The 16,228-nt window shown below is 74.0% G+C and carries 17 protein-coding genes and 1 pseudogene; 8 read left to right on the forward strand and 10 right to left on the reverse strand.

Annotated elements, in window-relative coordinates; translation table 11 throughout:
• Positions 1–67 precede the first annotated feature (67 nt).
• From RIM90_RS17010 to RIM90_RS17020, 3 genes are all read right to left on the reverse strand, one after another.
• Positions 68–271 (reverse strand): cold-shock protein, encoded by a 204-nt coding sequence (locus RIM90_RS17010; RefSeq protein ID WP_020871138.1) that lies wholly within the window; start codon positions 269–271, stop codon positions 68–70.
• A 242-nt stretch (positions 272–513) separates the two neighbouring features.
• Positions 514–894 carry a MerR family transcriptional regulator gene (locus RIM90_RS17015; RefSeq protein ID WP_309061556.1) on the reverse strand — a complete coding sequence of 127 codons (381 nt, stop codon included), beginning with the start codon at positions 892–894 and terminating at the stop codon, positions 514–516.
• Between the two features lie 283 nt (positions 895–1,177).
• Positions 1,178–1,546 (reverse strand): hypothetical protein, encoded by a 369-nt coding sequence (locus RIM90_RS17020; protein WP_309061557.1) that lies wholly within the window; start codon positions 1,544–1,546, stop codon positions 1,178–1,180.
• A 393-nt stretch (positions 1,547–1,939) separates the two neighbouring features.
• Here RIM90_RS17020 and RIM90_RS17025 point away from each other — a divergent pair, with 393 nt between their 5' ends.
• Together RIM90_RS17025 and RIM90_RS17030 are read left to right on the forward strand one after the other, a co-directional pair.
• On the forward strand, positions 1,940–2,311 hold the full coding sequence (locus RIM90_RS17025; protein WP_309061558.1) for a DUF6479 family protein: 372 nt from the start codon (positions 1,940–1,942) through the stop codon (positions 2,309–2,311).
• Positions 2,312–2,382: 71 nt separating this feature from the next.
• Positions 2,383–2,859, forward strand: a complete 477-nt coding sequence (locus RIM90_RS17030) for an FxLYD domain-containing protein (RefSeq protein WP_309061559.1) — start codon at positions 2,383–2,385, stop codon at positions 2,857–2,859.
• 33 nt (positions 2,860–2,892) lie between these two features.
• Here the strand turns inward: RIM90_RS17030 and RIM90_RS17035 are convergent, their stop codons facing one another.
• From RIM90_RS17035 to thrS, 4 genes are all read right to left on the reverse strand, one after another.
• Positions 2,893–3,714, reverse strand: coding sequence for an Ig-like domain-containing protein (locus RIM90_RS17035; protein ID WP_309061560.1), 822 nt, complete (start codon positions 3,712–3,714; stop codon positions 2,893–2,895).
• A gap of 302 nt (positions 3,715–4,016) precedes the next feature.
• Positions 4,017–5,720, reverse strand: coding sequence for an alpha-amylase family glycosyl hydrolase (locus tag RIM90_RS17040; RefSeq protein WP_309061561.1), 1,704 nt, complete (start codon positions 5,718–5,720; stop codon positions 4,017–4,019).
• A gap of 233 nt (positions 5,721–5,953) precedes the next feature.
• Entirely contained in the window at positions 5,954–6,946 is a 993-nt protein-coding gene (locus RIM90_RS17045) for a nucleoside hydrolase (protein WP_309061562.1), read from the reverse strand.
• 86 nt (positions 6,947–7,032) lie between these two features.
• Entirely contained in the window at positions 7,033–8,253 is a 1,221-nt protein-coding gene (gene thrS, locus RIM90_RS17050; protein WP_375165463.1) for a threonine--tRNA ligase, read from the reverse strand.
• Positions 8,254–8,571: 318 nt separating this feature from the next.
• Here thrS and RIM90_RS17055 point away from each other — a divergent pair, with 318 nt between their 5' ends.
• Positions 8,572–9,384, forward strand: a complete 813-nt coding sequence (locus tag RIM90_RS17055) for a hypothetical protein (protein WP_309061564.1) — start codon at positions 8,572–8,574, stop codon at positions 9,382–9,384.
• Positions 9,385–9,434: 50 nt separating this feature from the next.
• Here the strand turns inward: RIM90_RS17055 and RIM90_RS17060 are convergent, their stop codons facing one another.
• A complete protein-coding gene (locus RIM90_RS17060; protein ID WP_309061565.1) occupies positions 9,435–9,710 on the reverse strand; it encodes a hypothetical protein in 276 nt (91 codons plus the stop codon).
• 48 nt (positions 9,711–9,758) lie between these two features.
• Positions 9,759–10,529, reverse strand: a complete 771-nt coding sequence (locus RIM90_RS17065) for a GAF and ANTAR domain-containing protein (protein ID WP_309061566.1) — start codon at positions 10,527–10,529, stop codon at positions 9,759–9,761.
• 693 nt (positions 10,530–11,222) lie between these two features.
• On the opposite strand from RIM90_RS17065, the gene RIM90_RS17070 reads away from it, so the two are divergent.
• The 5 genes from RIM90_RS17070 to RIM90_RS17090 all read left to right on the forward strand — a co-directional run bounded on the left by RIM90_RS17070 (position 11,223) and on the right by RIM90_RS17090 (position 16,014).
• Positions 11,223–11,687: a hypothetical protein gene (locus tag RIM90_RS17070; protein ID WP_309061567.1), complete on the forward strand. Its 465-nt coding sequence runs from the start codon at positions 11,223–11,225 to the stop codon at positions 11,685–11,687.
• A gap of 118 nt (positions 11,688–11,805) precedes the next feature.
• Positions 11,806–12,720, forward strand: coding sequence for a hypothetical protein (locus RIM90_RS17075; protein WP_309061568.1), 915 nt, complete (start codon positions 11,806–11,808; stop codon positions 12,718–12,720).
• Complete coding sequence (locus RIM90_RS17080) at positions 12,720–14,075, forward strand: HlyD family efflux transporter periplasmic adaptor subunit (protein WP_309061569.1); 1,356 nt, start codon at positions 12,720–12,722, stop codon at positions 14,073–14,075. Before RIM90_RS17075 ends, RIM90_RS17080 begins: the two co-directional genes overlap by 1 nt.
• Positions 14,076–14,077: 2 nt before the next feature.
• Positions 14,078–14,782 carry an ABC transporter ATP-binding protein gene (locus RIM90_RS17085; RefSeq protein ID WP_309061579.1) on the forward strand — a complete coding sequence of 235 codons (705 nt, stop codon included), beginning with the start codon at positions 14,078–14,080 and terminating at the stop codon, positions 14,780–14,782.
• Positions 14,779–16,014, forward strand: coding sequence for an ABC transporter permease (locus RIM90_RS17090; RefSeq protein ID WP_309061570.1), 1,236 nt, complete (start codon positions 14,779–14,781; stop codon positions 16,012–16,014). The genes RIM90_RS17085 and RIM90_RS17090 overlap by 4 nt, the downstream gene beginning before the upstream one ends.
• 20 nt (positions 16,015–16,034) lie before the next feature.
• Here the strand turns inward: RIM90_RS17090 and RIM90_RS17095 are convergent.
• Positions 16,035–16,228: pseudogene (locus RIM90_RS17095) on the reverse strand (transcriptional regulator); the annotation flags it as partial.

Raw genomic sequence — 16,228 nt, forward strand, 5'->3', positions numbered from 1 at the left:
GGGCGGAAAACGCGGAACAGGGGCCCGCACCGAAGTGCGGGCCCCTGTTCGAATCCCTGCGTGCAGGTCAGGCGGGAACGATGTTCTCCGCCTGCGGGCCCTTCTGGCCCTGGGTGACGTCGAAGGTCACCTTCTGGCCTTCCTGGAGCTCACGGAAGCCCGAGGTGGCGATGTTCGAGTAGTGGGCGAAGACGTCGGCGCCGCCGCCGTCCTGCTCGATGAAGCCGAAGCCCTTTTCCGCGTTGAACCACTTCACGGTACCGGTGGCCATATCAAATCTCCTGAGACAGTGCTGGGAACTCGCACTTTACGAATCCCCTCATCGTCGCGATGATCACCTGCCCGGAGAACCGGTAGCAAACTGGCAACCACAACTGCAACTGGCGTCAGCCTAGCATGAAAGGAATCCCGGGCAAGCGAGGAAAATCACTGGCCGAAAACACCGGTTGCATGTTTAGCGAAAAAGATTTCGGCAGCGGACGGTGAATTTCTGCTCCGGCGGGGACAGATTTTTCACCGGCGTCCGCGGACGGCGTCTTCGTCGCCCCGGCGCAGCTCCTCGTTGGCCCGCTCGGCCCGCTCCAGCCGCTCCTCCAGGCTGATGATGCGGCACGCGGCGTCGACCGGCGTCCCCTGGTCGACGAGTTCGCGGGCCCGGGCGGCCAGCCTCAGCTGGTGGCGCGAGTAACGGCGGTGACCGCCCTCGGACCGTATCGGGGTGATCAGCTCCGCCTCGCCCAGAGCGCGGAGAAAAGCGGGTGTGGCTCCGACCAGTTCCGCGGCCCTGCCCATGGTGTAGGCCGGGAAATGGTCGTCGTCGAGCCGGTCGACGACGGGGAGCCGGTTGTCGTCCGGCTGCCGGCCGTCGGCGTACGGCTGACTTTCCGAGGGCATACGCACCTTCCCGCGGACCGCGAGGGAAACGGCCCGCCGTGGGGACGGGTTCCCCACAGGGGAACTCTAGTCGGCTCGGTGGAAAATCTGCCGTGGCGGAGACAGATGTGCTGCTTCCTCCGCGCCGCCCGCGCGGGTGAGGCGGTGCGGGCGGCGCCCGGTGCACCCGGCCCGCCCCGGCCCCGGCACGGCGAAGACCCGGGCCCGCCGGACGCGCCGACGGCGTCCGGTGGGGGCCCGGGCCTTCCGGGTGACCGCTCGTGCGCCCCGCGCCGCCGCCGCGTCAGTCGCGGGCGGACGGGCGAGTGGACGAGCGGGAGCTCGGGCGGGGGGCGTAGCGGAAGGCCGCGAGGCCCGCCGCCGCGAGCGCGGCGGCGAGGGTGACGAGGGTGCCCGTGCCCGTCGCTCCGGTCAGGGCCAGGCTGCCCACGGTCTGCGTCGAGGTGCTGCCGGTGGTCGTGCCGCCGACGGAGCCGGTGCCGGCCACGACGCGGGCGTCGGTCATCCGGGCGGGGTCGACGTAGCTGGTGCCGCCGCCACCACTGCCGGTGACACCGCGCGGGTCGTCCGTGCCGGCGCCACCGCCGCCGCCCGCGTACCCGGCGCCGCGGCGGAGTCCGTGGCGCCGCGGCATGAAGGATTCTTCGCGCATCGAGCGAACTCCCAAGACCTCGGGCAAGCTCCCCCCGGGAGCCCGCAAACCTCATCACCCCATGCGAACAAGGAATCTGAGGGAGAGCCATTTCGTCACCCGGCGCGGACGGTCCCGTCCGGCCCGCCGGCGCCCCCAAAGCGCGGGACACGGCCTCCCGGGCGGCGCGGGGATGCGGTGCGCGAGGACCGGGGGAAGGCCGGGGCCGGGCCCCGAGCTGCACACGTGGGGACGCGACGGCCCGTCCCGGCCTTCCCTCTGGCCGCAATCTGCCATCCCGCGGGGCGGACCGCCCGCCGGGACGGCCGAACGAGGGGGGGTGGCCCGGCGGCCCGCCTCTTCCATGGGGACATTCCGGGCGCTTTATCTCATTTCCTCGGCCATAATCGGACCATGAACACGGCAGCGTATGAACTCCTGGCCGCAAGCCAGCACGTGTGGAACCTGGCCGCGGCCTTCATCGGCGGGCTGGTGGTGGCCGGCGCGCTGATCTGGGCCGTACGTGTCGGCATGCGGGTCATGGATCGTGAGGAGCACCGCCCCAGCCCCGAGGAGCAGCCGAAGCTGCCGGACGGCGGCGCGGTGCGCGAGATGCGGGAGGTGCGGGAGCCGGACGAGGTACCGCTGGTGTCGAAGGGCGGCGCACGGCTCATGCCCTACGAACTCCACCACGCCGGGAGCAGAACGGGGAAGGACCAGCACCGCAAGCGCTGGCTGCCCGGCTCCAGCGGCGCCTTCGGCAGCGGTGGCCCGGGACACGTCTGACCGCTCCCCCTTGCGGAGAGCTCCGGGGAGTCCCTGAGGGCTCCCGAGGGACCGCCCCGGGAGGTGACGACATGACCGGACGGCGCCGCGGGCGCGGGACGGCGGCGGCGACGGCGCTCGCGGTGGCGCTGCCGGTCCTCGGGGTGGCCGGGTGCACCGACGAGGAGCCGGAACCCGCCGAGCCGCCCGCCTCCTCCCTGGCCTCCCGGGCCACCGAGGTGTGGGAGTCGGCGACGGCGGAGGCCGGGCGCCGGTTCGAGGACCTCGTGCGGGGCTTCGACGCCGAGGAGGACGTCGGTCTCGGCTCCCCGTCCGTCGCCCCCGACGGGCGCGGCACGGTCGAGGTCACCGTGCGCAACACCGACGACTCGACCCGGACCTTCCTGGTCCAGGTCGATTTCACGGACCCGGACGGCGGGCTGCTCGACGTGGTGCTCGTCACCGTGGACGACGTGCCGCCCGGCGAGTCCGCGAAGGCCACCGCGCGCAGCACCCACGACCTGCCCGGCGACGCCCGCCCCGTGGTGGAGCGGGCGGTGCGTTACTGACGGACGCGGTGCGCTCCTGGCGGACGCGGTGCGCTACTGGCGGGCGGGATGCGCTGCCGACGGACCGGTGGCGGCGTCCGCCACCGTGATCTGGATCTGCTCGCTCGTCGCGCTCACCCCGTTCAGGGTCGCGGTGGCCTGGAGCCGGCCGAGGCCGACCGGAAGGGCCGGACCGGGTGTGCAGCTCCAGTGGCCGTCGGGCCCGGCGGTGGCGGTGCACACCTCACCGTCGTCCTCACCCGAGACGGTGACCCGCGCGCCCGGGTGGGCCGTACCGGCGATCTCCGGCCGTGGGCCGAGCGGCACGCCGGACTCCGGGCGGGTCAGGGCCGGCTCGGCCAGCCCCACGGTCACCTGACAGCCACCGGTGGTCCCGGACACACCGCTCGCGTCGGCCAGCCGCAGGGTGCAGCCGCCCAGCCGGGTCCCGGGCACGGCGTCCGCGGGCACCGCCAGCACGAAGGGGAAGGTTCCCCCGCGCCACGGCCGCTCCGCCGAGGTCGCGGTGTACGCGGCGGTCCGTCCGTCGGCGGCCACCGCGCCCCGGTAGCCCGGGGCGTCGAGGGGCACACCGGTCACCCGGGCCCCGGCGGGGGCCGTCAGGGTCAGCGTGGAACCGGTGCCGGGCAGCGGCTCGGTGAAGCCCGCGGCCTCGACGATGCCCTCCCGCCCGGGCGGGATCGTCACCTCGCCCCACACGACCCGGGCGCCGTGCGCCGTGGCGGCGCGGTCGTCGGCCACGGCGCACGGCCCGGCCGCCGGCCACGCGACCGCGAGGACGCCTGCCGCGGTCAGCACGGCGGCCGCTGTCCTCCTCGGCCGGTTCGGCCTGCTCGATCTGTTCGGCCTGTTCATCGCCGGCGGGCTCCCTGTACGGACGTCGCGGACACACCCGGGAACGAGTCTGGCGGGGTGCCCGCGCAGGCCGCCCGCGGTGGTGACCCGTACGGGTGGCAGCGCGCGGGCCGCCGCTTGCCGTCGGACGAATCGAGTTCACGTGCGGTACCCGCCGGCACCGCCGGGTCGGCCACCTGGTCATCCGGCGCCCCGGCGCCCGGCCCCGCGCTGCGTCCGCGGTCCACGGATCCGGCCTGAGCCGGCTCGGGACGGTCCCGCCCGGCTCCGAGGAGACCGGACGGGACCGCGCGGTGCCCGGCTCAGCGGCCCAGCCACACCGTCGTGTCGGGGCCCAGCCGGCCGTCCTCCAGGGGCGCGCTGGCCAGCAGGACCTCGCCCGCGGGGAGGCCGACCGGGTCGGGGGACAGGTTGGTCACGCAGCGCCAGCCGTCACCGCGGTCGAACTGGAGGATCCCGTCCGGGGTCTCCTCCGCCCAGGTCAGCGTCTCGTCCTCGATCAGCTTGCGGCGCAGGCGCAGCGCCGTGCGGTACAGCTCCAGGGTCGAGCCCTCGACCCCGTCCTGGGCCTCGACGGCGTACGCGGCGAAACCGGGCGGCTGCGGCAGCCAGGCGCCGCCCGCGCCGAAGCCGTACGACGGTCCGGTGGTCGTCCACGGCAGCGGCACCCGGCATCCGTCGCGGCCCTTGCGGACCCGCCCCGTCTGTTCCCAGATCGGGTCCTGGAGGACCTCGGTGGACAGGTCGGCGACCTCGGGCAGGCCCAGTTCCTCGCCCTGGTAGACGTACGCCGAGCCGGGCAGCGCCAGCATCAGCAGGGTGGCGGCGCGGGCCCGGCGCAGCCCCGCCTCCGGGTCGACGGCGGGCGCCTTGCCGCCGGACAGCAGCCAGGCGTTCTCGTCCGTGCCCGGCGGCAGCATCAGGCGGGAGGCGTGGCGGACGACGTCGTGGTTGGAGAGCACCCAGGTGGCCGAGGCGCCGACGGCGTGGGCGGTCTCCAGCGAGTCGGCGATGACCCGGCGGAGCGCGCCGGCGTCCCACGGTGTCTGCAGGTACTCGAAGTTGAAGGCCTGGCCCAGTTCGTCCGGGCGGGCGTACAGGGCGCGGCGGGCGCCGGGGACCCAGGCCTCGGCGACGGCCATGCGGGGCGGGGAGTAGGCGTCGAGGATCTTGCGCCAGTCGCGGTAGATCTCGTGCACCTCGTCGCGGTCGTAGAAGGGGTGGGTGCCGGGCGGGAACTCGCCGAGGGCGTCCTCGCGGCTCAGCTCGGGGGCGCCGAGGTCGCGCAGCGGCTCGCTCAGGTCCTTGACGAGGGCGTGCGCGACGTCGACGCGGAAACCGTCCACGCCCCGGTCGGACCAGAACCGCAGGGTGGTGCGGACGTCGGCGCGGACGTCCGGGTGGCCCCAGTTGAGGTCGGGCTGCTCGGCGGCGAACAGGTGCAGGTACCACTGCCCGTCGGGCACCCGCTGCCAGGCGCTGCCGCCGAAGACGGACTGCCAGTCGGTGGGCGGCAGTTCGCCGCCCGGGCCGCGGCCGTCACGGAAGACGTAGCGGTCGCGGGCCGCGGAGCCGGGGCCGGCGCGCAGTGCCTCCTGGAACCAGACGTGCTGGTGGGAGGTGTGGTTGGGGACGATGTCGACGATCACCTTCAGGCCGAGCCGGTGGGCCTCGGCGACCAGCTCGTCGAAGTCGTCGAGGGTGCCCAGGCGCGGGTCGACGTCGCGCGGGTCGGCGACGTCGTAGCCGCCGTCGGCCAGCTCGGAGGGGTAGAAGGGGCTCAGCCACAGGGCGTCCACGCCGAGGGCGGCGAGGTGGGTGAGGCGCCGGGTGATGCCGCGCAGGTCACCGAGTCCGTCGCCGTCGGCGTCGGCGAAGCTGCGGGGGTAGACCTGGTAGACGACGGCTTGCCGCCACCAGTCGGGGTTCTTGGAGGAGAGGTCGGGCGTGGCGCCGGGGGCGGGATGCGGCGGCCGGGTGTCGGGCGTGGTGGGGCGATCGGTCACGCGGTCTCCTCTGGGTGCGTGCGGGTGACAGCAGGAATCTGTCCACAACACCGTAAAAGTGAACATACTGACGGAGCTGAGCAATTCCCCTCCGGGTGTGGCGGGCCATTTTGATCCCGTTTGCCGGAATGATTCCCGGTTACTCAGCGCGGAGGACGGTGGGCCGACGAGAACCCCGTCCCGAAGCAGTGACCCGGCCCGTCACCGGGGGAACCGCCCCCGCCCGGCGGCCGTCACCCGGTGCCGTTGCCCGGTCCCTCGACCGTCGCCAGGTAGAGCTTCACGTACCGCTCCACGTCCACGTCCAGCCCGACGTCCACCAGCGGCTGCTCGCGCGTCCCCTCGTGGATCTCGGACTCGCCGACGCGCGGCCGGCGGTCGACCACCGTCTGGCCGCGGGTGGGGCCGGGGGCCAGGGAGACCTCCACGGGGAGACGGTGGGTGGTCAGCCCCTCCGGGTCGGCGACCGCGCACAGCGCGCCCGCGTCACCGAGGCCGCCGGCGTCCTCGGCCGGGTCGTCGGGGCGGCTGCCCGGGGTGGCCGGGCGGTGGGCGAGCAGCTCACCGGCCAGCCGGGCGCCCGGCTCGGTGCTCGCGCGCAGCCGGCGGACGTCCGCCGCCGGGACGACGACCCGGGTGAACACGTCCAGGCCGTACATCGTGATCGGAACCCCGGCCGTGAGCAGGATCGCGGCGGCCTCCGGGTCGTGCCAGACGTTGAACTCGGCGACCGGCGTGGCGTTGCCGGCGCCCGCCGCGCCGCCCATGAAGACGATCCGCTCGATGTTGCGGGTGACCTCGGGATGGGTGCGCAGCAGCAGGGCGATGTTCGTCAGCGGGGCGGTCGGCACCAGGGTCACCGGACGCGGGGAGGCGAGGATCTCGCGCCGCAGCAGGGTCACCGCGTCCACGTCGGCCGGGGCGCGGCGCGGGGCGGGCAGACCGAGGTCGCCCATGCCGTCGTGGCCGTGGACGTGGCGCGCGGAGCGCGGTGCCTCGATCAGCGGGCGCCCGGCACCCCGGGCCACCGGGATGCCGGGCGCGCCCGCCCGCTCCAGCACGGTCAGCGTGTTGCGGACGACGCCGTCCACGTCCGTGTTCCCGGCCACGCACGTCACCGCGCGCAGGTCGATCCCCGGGTGGCGTACGGCGAACAGCAGGGCCAGGGCGTCGTCGACCCCGGTGTCGCAGTCGATGATCACCGGGATGGGCTGACCGTTCGTCACGGCGAGGACTCCTTCCACCGCTCCCGCTGCGGGCCCGTGCCGGTACCGGCATCCGCGGGCCCGTGTCCGTGCTCGTGCCTGTGACCTTACGCGGCGTCCCAGAGGCCGGTGCCGCGTCCCGCCACCCTCTCGGCGATCCGCCGCAGCAGTTCCGCGGCGGGCAGGGTCCCGGGCCGCCGCCCGTCCCTGAGCCGTACGGCGGCCGAACCGTCCGCGGCCTCCCGCTCCCCGAGCACCGCCTGGTACGGCACGAGCCGGGCCCGCCGGATCCGGGCGCCGAGGCTGCCCCGTCCGGGCCCGGCCACCTCGGCCCGCAGCCCGAGCTCACCGGCCCGCCGTACGACCTCGTGCGCCCGCTCCTCCTGCGCCTCGCCCACCGGCAGCACCACCAGCTGCACCGGCGCCAGCCACACCGGGAAGGCGCCGCCGTGCACCTCCAGCAGGTGTGCCACCGCCCGTTCCACGCTGCCGATGACGCTGCGGTGCACCATGACCGGGCGGTGCCGGGCGCCGTCGGGGCCGCTGTAGCGCAGGCCGAAGCGCGCGGGCTGGTGGAAGTCGATCTGCACGGTGGACAGGGTGGACTCCCGGCCCGCCGGGTCCGCGATCTGCACGTCGATCTTGGGGCCGTAGAAGGCGGCCTCGCCCTCGGCGGTCTCGTACTCCAGGCCGGCCGAGTCCAGCGCCTCGCGCAGGAGCGCGGTGGCCCGCTCCCACAGGGCGGGGTCGGCGACGTACTTGCCGCCGCCGCCCGGCAGGGAGAGGCGGTGGCGGGCGGCCCGGATGCCGAGGTCGGCGTAGGCGCGGGAGATGAGGCCGAGGGCGGCGCGGGCCTCCTCGACGGCCTGGTCCGGGGTGCAGAAGACGTGCGCGTCGTTGAGGTGGATGGCCCGTACGCGGGTCAGGCCGCCCAGCGCGCCGGACGGCTCGGAGCGGTACATGCCGCCCAACTCGGCCAGTCGCAGCGGCAGTTCCCGGTGGCTGCGGGAGCGGGAGCGGAAGACGAGGGCGTGGTGGGGGCAGAGGCTGGGGCGCAGCAGGACCTGTTCGGCGCCGAGTTCCATGGGCGGGAACATGTCGTCGCGGTAGTGGTCCCAGTGCCCGGAGATCTCGTACAGCTCGCGTTTGCCGAGCACGGGCGAGTACACGTGGCGGTAGCCGGCCGCGCGCTCCGCCTCGCGGACGTACTCCTCCAGGGTGTGCCGCACGAGGGCGCCGTCGGGGAGCCAGTACGGCAGTCCCGAGCCCATCAGGGGGTCGGTGTCGAACAGGCCGAGCTCGCGGCCGAGGCGTCGGTGGTCGTGCACGGTGGGCTCCTCGGGTCGTGAGGCGAGCACCACGCGCGACGAAGCCCCGGGGCACTCGCCCCGGGGCTTCGTCTGTGGTCAGCCGTCAGCGCGCCGGGACGTTCTCCGGCGTCGTCGTGAGCGACGGATCGGCGCGCTTCATGGACCGGACGGTAACAGGGGGCCGGGAGGCCGGCGAGCGGTTTTCCCCGCCGGCGGCCGGCCCGGCGGACCGCCTCACCCGGACGGCCCGCCGCGCTGGTGGGGCGGTCGGCCCGGTGGTGCCGTAGGAACACCGGTCCGGTCCTGGACAGCCCGGCTCCACCAGGAGGCACCCCGATGACCCATGTCCCGGCCACCGCCCGCGCCCTCCTCGCCTCGGCGCTGTCGGTGACCGCCCTGCTGACCACGGCGGCCTGTTCCGCCGACGGCCGGGAGACGTCCCGGCCGGTCCCCGTCCCGTCCGCCGCCGCCCGGGCGCCCTCCTCCGCCGCCCCGGCCGTCGAGCAGCCCACGGCCACGGCCGCGCCGACGCCGCCCGCGCTGAGCGAGGAGCAGGTCCGGGCGGCGCTGATCACGGAGCGGGACCTGGGGGTGCCGTGGGTGCCGACCCGGGGCGCGGCGACCTGGCGGGACGGCATGCTCAAGGCGCACACGGGGAGCGCCGACTGCCGGCGGCTGCTCGACGTCCTCTACACGGAGGAGCTGTTCGGCGCGCCGACCGGACCGCATGCCGTGGTGGCGCTGGACGACTCCTCCAACGGCACCCAGCTGCGCTACCAGATCGCCGCGCACCGGCCCGCCGACGTGGACCGCGTCCTGGCCTGGCTCGGCACGCTGCCGGAGAAGTGCGAGCGGTTCACGGCGGCGACCGCGCGGGCCGGTGCGCAGGACGTCGAGGTGGCGGAGCTGCCGCTGCCGGAGGCCGGGGACGCGCGGCACGCCCTGCGGGTCACGATGTCGGGTGAGACGGCCGACGGCGAGCCGACGTACTTCACCGTGGACGTCGCGGCGGTCCGGGTCGGTCAGGACACGATCACCCTCACCAACGGAGGGTTCGGCGAGGTGCTGTCCGAGATCACGCAGGCGGTGGCGCAGCTCGGGGCGGAACGGCTGTCGGAGATCGGCCGGCAGTCGCGGGTACGGATCTGACGGCGCGGACGCGGGCCCGACGGCGCGGGTGTCCTGCCTCCGGCGGCGGTTCAGCCCAGGCGGTCCACGGCCTGCTTGGCCTCGATCAGATCGGCGCCCGTCGCCTCCCGGTACACCTTGACCGCCTGGACCTTCTTCCCCTCCCGCACGAGCGCGGTGATCTCGTCCGCCCTCGGCACCTCCTCCCGCAGCCCCAAGTGCTCCAGGACCAGGTCGAGTTTGCGCTCGACGCGAGCCACGCGGCGGTCCGCGCGGGCGATACGGCTCCTGATCGCGATGTCGCCCAGGACCACCAGAAAGACGAGAAAGAGGATCGCTGTTTCCATGACCGGCAAGCCTAGGCAGCCGGAGGGCGGCTGCCGCGTCCGGCGTGCTCAGGGGACGTCGAACCGCCTGCGGTGCGCCACCACGTCCCGGGCCACGTCGAGGGCGGTGCGGCCGTGGGCGAAGGCGTCACCGCGCAGGCGGGCCAGGGCCTCGTCGGCGCCGACGCCCAGCTGGGCCATGATCATGCCGACGGCCTGGTAGATCTTGTCCTGGTCGGCGGCCAGCCCGCTCAGCCAGGGCTCGCCGCCCTGGAGCTCGTACTCCTCGCCGTACGGCAGCTCCATCAGCGCCACCGTCATGACACCGGCCACCAGCCGCGCCACGTGCAGCTGGTCACCGGTGAGTCCGCCGGGGGTGCCGCGGTAGAGGTCGAGCGTGCCGACGCACACGGAATCGCTGCCCAGGGGAAGGACGTACACGGCCCGCACGCCGGCGGCGAGGGCCTGCTGGGCGAAGACGGGCCAGCGGTGGGCGCAGGACTCGGCCGTGAGGTCGCGGACGAGGACGGGCGCGCGCGTCTGAAGGGCCCGCAGGCAGGGACCGTCCCCCAGGGTGGCCTGGAGCTGGGCGAGATACGCGGCGTGCGTGCTGCTCGCGCCGAGCTGTACGGGCATGCCGTCGCTGCGCAGGGACACGCTCGCGCCGTCCACCGGCAGCAGCTCGACGGCCATCGCGCACAGCCGGCCCGGCACCTCTCCGGGCTCGGCACCGCGCACGCGGGCGGCGATCGCCTCGGCCGCCCGGTCGCGGCCACGATCACCGGGGCCCCGGGAGCGGCCCGGATCCGGGTCGCCGCCAGGGTCGTCCCTGGGGCGCACGGCTACCGCCTCCCTCGCACGTCACCGGTCGAACGGTGCCCCGACTACCCTTCCCGCCCCGCACCGAAACACGGTCCCGGCCCCTCCCCGAACCCCTCCCCGAACCCCTCACCGGACCCGTACACGGGCCGTGCGTCCGCCCGCCTGGCTCGACATGGACATGGTCGGTTTCGCGCCATCCCGCGCCGCGCCCGGCCGCCCGGAACGGTCCCGTTCCCCCGCTCCACGCCGGTGAAAATCGGAACAAAACAGTCCGATCACCCGTCCGTCGCGGGCACCGGCGACGCCGCCGCTATCAGGCCATCCTCACTTAAGGATCTTGCATGACTCCTTCACGGGACGCCTATGGTGATCGCCGTACCGGGCGCCCCGCATTACCGAACTCCTGTTCGGTGCGCGCCGACCGACCACCGGGGGAGAGCACCGTCATGGGGAAGCCCGTACCGCCTGACCACCCTTGAGGCTCCGCTCCGGCCTGTTCGCCGTCCTCCTCGCCCCTCACCGAACCGCGACCGCCCCCTCCGGGATCCCGTGCCGTCATCCGGCCGAACGGGAGAGGGAGGCGGTCGCCGACGAGCCGCTCCTCCCCCTCGGCACCGAGCCGGGCGACGAGCGGCTCACCCGCGCGGCGGACGGACTCCGCCGGCAGACCCGACCGACGAAACCAGCGAACGAAACCGAAAGGACACTGCCGTGCGCAGAAGAATCCCGATCATCGCGACAGCGGTTCTGGCCATGGGTCTCGCCGCCGCTCCCCAGGCGCAGGCGAACACCGGATACGAGAACCAGATGAGCCCCGAGGCCTGTGAGAAGTCGCAGGCGACCTCGCTGTTCAAGTACGCGATCTACTACAACTCCAACTACGGCGGCGCGTACCGCAACATCGGCTACAGCGTGTGGGACTTCGCCGACGAGCGCATCGGCGGTGCTCCGCAGGGCGGTACCCAGCCGCTCAGGTTCTGCCACGGCGGGAACGGCAACGGACAGGGCATCAAGAACAACGCCGCCTCCGTGAAGAACAAGCACACGACCTACTACGCCGTGACGTACTTCAACAGCGGCTACAAGGGATCCGCCGACTGGTCGAGCCCCCGCTCGCAGACGAACCTCTCGGTCACGAAGAACGAGAACGCCTCGTTCGCCTGGCAGACGCTCTGACCCTCGGCCCCCGCGGGGACGGCCTCTTGGCGGCGTCCCCCCGACAGGCGGGTGCGGAACGGGGGGAAACCCGTCTCCCCGTCCCGCGCCCGCCCTCCCGGACAGCAGGAACATGGACATGCTCGAGATGATCAAACGACGCGGCCTCGGCGTCCTCGTCGCCGCGACCACGGTGGCGTCGGCCGCCGGCTGCTCGCTCGCCGCGACGGACTCGAAGCCATCCGTGGTGTCCCCCAGGCCGACGGTCCCCTTCGACGCCGCCGACCCCGCCACGTGGGTCCTGCCGATCGAGGGCTACCTCCCCTCGGACAGCGAGAGGAAGCAGATCTCGCAGGCCAGGAAGATCCTCGTCGGCGACTGCATGAAGCGCTTCGGCTTCTCCTGGCAGCCCGCCCCCGACCTGCCGCGTCTGGGCCCGAAGACCCTGGTCGACTGGCGCTACGGCATTCACGACATGGCACTGGCCGAGGAGCGGGGCTACAAGCCCGCGGCCGCGGAGCAGGAGGCGTACGACAAGGCCGTCGAGGCCGGTGCCCTGGACAAAACGACGGACAGCGGCCCGGAGACGCACGCGCTGGAGGGCGGAGCACCGAAGGTGGGAGGCGAGCCGGTGCCCGAGGGAGGCTGCCTGGGCGAGGCGGACCGGAAGATCGCGGGGGGCGCGGTCACCACCGAAGTGGCCCAGAAGGTCAGCAACGAGGCCTTCATCCAGTCCCAGCAGCATCCGAAGGTGGTCAAGGCGTTCCGGGCGTGGTCCGCCTGCATGAAGGAGAGCGGGTTCGACTACGCGCGCCCGCTGGACGCGAGCGACGACCCCCGCTTCGGCACCCCGGAGGTCACGTCGCTCGAGATCAGGACGGCGACCGCCGACATCGCCTGCCGGGACAGGACCGACGTGGCCAGGATCTGGTTCGAGGCCGAGACGGCGATCCAGAAGGAGACCATCGAGGCCCGGCCCGAGCAGCTGAACAAGGAACGCGAGTCCCTGGACGCGGCCGTGAAGAAGGCCGCCGACGTCGTGGCGGGTTCCTGATGGGCCGGCCCGACGCCGCGGACCGGCCCGACACCGCGGACGACCGGTCCGGCACCGCGGATGCGGAGGCGACCGTGCTGCTGGCGGATTCCCGCGGCCCCCGTGGGCTCGTCCGGCAGAGGCGGGGCCTCGGCGTTCTCGTCGTGGCGTGCCTCCTGTGCACCGGGGCCGGAGCAGGAGCCGCCCTGCTCATCAAGTCCCCCGCCCAGGTCGCCGCGGACGCCGCTCCGCCGCCGCGGGACGTCCTCACGGCACCCGTCGAGCAGCGGGTGATCTCCCAGGCCCTGATCACCCGGGGCAAGGTCAGTGCGTCCCGGCACACCGACGTCTCGGCCGGTCCGCTGTCGGACAAGGAGGTCGGCCGGTCGGTGGTGACCAGGGTCGGGACCGCCCCGGGCAAGAAGATCACCGCGGGACAGGTGATCCTGGAGATATCGGGACGCCCCCTGTTCGTCCTCGAAGGCGCCGTCCCCTCCTACCGCGACCTCGCGCCGGGCAAGCGCGGGGACGACGTCGCCCAGTTGCAGAAGGCACTGCGGGAATCCGGTCATCCCACCGGCACCGACCCCTCGGGCGTCTTCGGCCCCGGCACCCAAGGTGCCGTGGCCTCCTTCTACGCGTCCATCGGCTACGAGGCCCCGACCACCGAAGCCCCGGTCACCGAAGCCCCGGTCACCCCGGCCGACCGGCCCGGGCCCGGCGGGGCGACGCCTCCGGCGGCCGGGGAGGAGCGGACCCCCGCGCCTCCCCTCACGACGTTCCCGATGTCCGAGGTCGTTTTCGTCCCCTCCTTCCCCGCGTACGTCGACGACGTGCGCGCCAAGGTCGGCGACGAGGCCGGCTCGGACCTCCTGTCCCTCTCGTCCGGTGCCCTGACGGTCGAGGGATCCGTGACTCCCCAGGAGAAGGAGATGGTCCGGCCCGGGCAGGAAGTGCGCATCCACGCGGAGCTGTCCGGGCGGCAGTTCACCGGGAAGGTCGCGTCCGTCGGCAGGGCCGCGAGCCCCGCGAAGGACGGCGACCAGCCGTCCGGAGCGGAGAACTACACCGTGAAGGTCACGCCGTCGAAGCCGCTGCCCGCCGGGCTCAACGGCGAGAACGTGCAACTGACCGTGGTGGCGGCCTCCTCGAAGGGCGAGGTGCTCGCCGTCCCCTCGTCGGCCGTCTCCACGAGCGCCGACGGACTGACCGGCGTCACCGTGCGCGAGGGCCGGACGGAGCGCCGGGTCCCCGTCTCCGTCGGCGTGTCCGGGGACGGCTTCGTGCAGGTGACCCCGGTGGAGGGCGCCCGCCTCGAAGCCGGTGACCAGGTCGTCGTGGGCGTACGGCCGAGAGCGGCGGTGGACGGGCCGTGACCATGCCCGGCGACGGCACGCCGGTGATCGAGTTCCGGGGCGTGGGACTGACCTACCCCGGCCCTCCGGCGGTGCACGCCCTGCGCCCCTGCGATCTGCGCATCGCCGGCGGGGAGTTCGTGACGGTGGTGGGTCCCTCCGGTTCGGGGAAGTCGACGCTCCTGAACATCGCGGGGCTCCTGGACGCCCCCACCCACGGCCGCTATCTCCTCGACGGCATCGACACCACGGCCCTGAGCGCCTCCCGCCTGGCCGCGCTGCGCGGCCGGCGCATCGGATTCGTCTTCCAGTCCTTCCACCTCCTTCCGCACCGCAGCGCGCAGGAGAACGTCGAACTCGCCATGGTCTACCAGTCGGTACCCCGCCGGCTCCGGCGCCTGCGGGCCGCGGCCGTACTGGACCGGGTGGGCCTGGGTCACCGGGCCGCGGCCCTGCCGACCCAGCTGTCCGGCGGGGAGCGCCAGCGCGTCGCGATCGCACGCGCCCTGGTGGCCGAGCCGTCGCTGCTGCTGTGCGACGAACCGACCGGCAACCTCGACTCCGCGACCGCCGCCTCCGTGCTCGCGCTGCTGGACGGGCTGCACCGCGACGGCATGACCATCGTGGTGATCACGCACGACGCCGAGGTCGCCCGGCACGGGCAGCGCACCGTCACGATCCGGGACGGCGTCCTGTCCGACCCCGCACGGCACCGAGGGGACCTGTGAAGCAAGGGCAATCCGTCCGGGGCCGGTCCCGCCTGGCCCTGCGCGACCTGTTCTCCGAGGCCGTGGCCGGCATACTCCAGCGCCCCGCCCGCGCGGTCCTCACCGCGCTCGGCACCGTGCTCGGGGTCGGTTCCTTCATCGCGGTGCTGGGTCTCACGGCCACGGCCGCGTCCCAGATCGACACGCGGTTCAACGCGCTCACCGCCACGGAGGTCGGTGTCGCCGACATCGGCCCCAGGAACCCCGCCGCCCCCGCACTCTCCTTCCCCGAGGACGCCGACGCGCGCATCTCGCGCCTGAACGGGGTCCAGGCGGCCGGGGTCTACTGGAACGTCCGGCTGGGGCCCGAGGACGGCGTGCGGGCCGCGCCCGTGGGCAAGGCCAACAGTGCCGACGCGCAGACCCAGGTGATCGCCGCCTCGCCCGGCATCTGGCCGGCGGCGCGGGCCGAGTTCGCCCAGGGGCGCGGGTTCGACGACTTCCACGACCGGCACCACCAAGCGGTCGCGGTGATCGGCCCGGCCACGGCGGCCCGCCTCGGCATCACCACGCTGCACACCCGCCCCGCCGTCTTCATCGGCGGCACCTCGTTCACCGTGATCGGCATTCTCGAGGACGTCGAGCGGAAACCGGAACTCCTGATGTCCGTCACGGTGCCGCGTTCCGTGGCCGAGCGGACGTGGGGGGCGCCGAGCGACGAGGGGGCCCAGATGCTCATCTCGACCGATCTCGGTGCCGCCGGCCAGATCGCCGACGAGGCGGCTCTCGCGTTGCGGCCGGAGCACCCCGAGTACTTCCGGGTGACCCCGCCCCCCGACCCCCGGTCGCTGCGCACCGCGGTGGGCGACGACCTGAGCCAGCTGTTCCTCCTCCTCGCCGGGGTGTGCCTCGTCATCGGCGCCGTCGGCATCGCCAACACGACCCTCGTCGCCGTGATGGAACGCACCGGGGAGATCGGTCTGCGCCGTGCTCTGGGCGCCCGCGGGGTCCACATCACGTCGCAGTTCCTGGCCGAGTCGACGGCGCTCGGGCTCATCGGGGGCCTGGTCGGCACCTCGATCGGCACCGTGGTCGTCGTATCGGTGGCGGCCGCGAAGAGGTGGACGCCGGTCCTCGACCCCGCCACCCTGGCCGTGGCCCCGGCCCTCGGCCTCGCCACCGGGCTCCTGGCCGGCCTCTACCCCGCCTGGCGGGCGTCCCGCATCCCTCCCGTGGAAGCGCTGCGCCGCTGACCGCGCCGCCGGCCGCCCGGCGCGGGATCCCTGGACCGCGGCGCGAGGGACAGCGCGAACTCCGCCGCCGGGCGGCCCGCGCGTGCGCGCCCAGCTCCATGTACGGGCCGATCGCGCAGGCGTACAGCAGCAGCGCGTCCGGGTCGTGCAGCCCGCCCCGGTTCAGCCCGTCGATCGTGGACTCCAGCGGGTGGACCGCGTACCGCGGTTCCCC

The organism is Streptomyces sp. (genome assembly GCF_031181555.1).
Classification (GTDB): domain Bacteria; phylum Actinomycetota; class Actinomycetes; order Streptomycetales; family Streptomycetaceae; genus Streptomyces; species Streptomyces fimbriatus.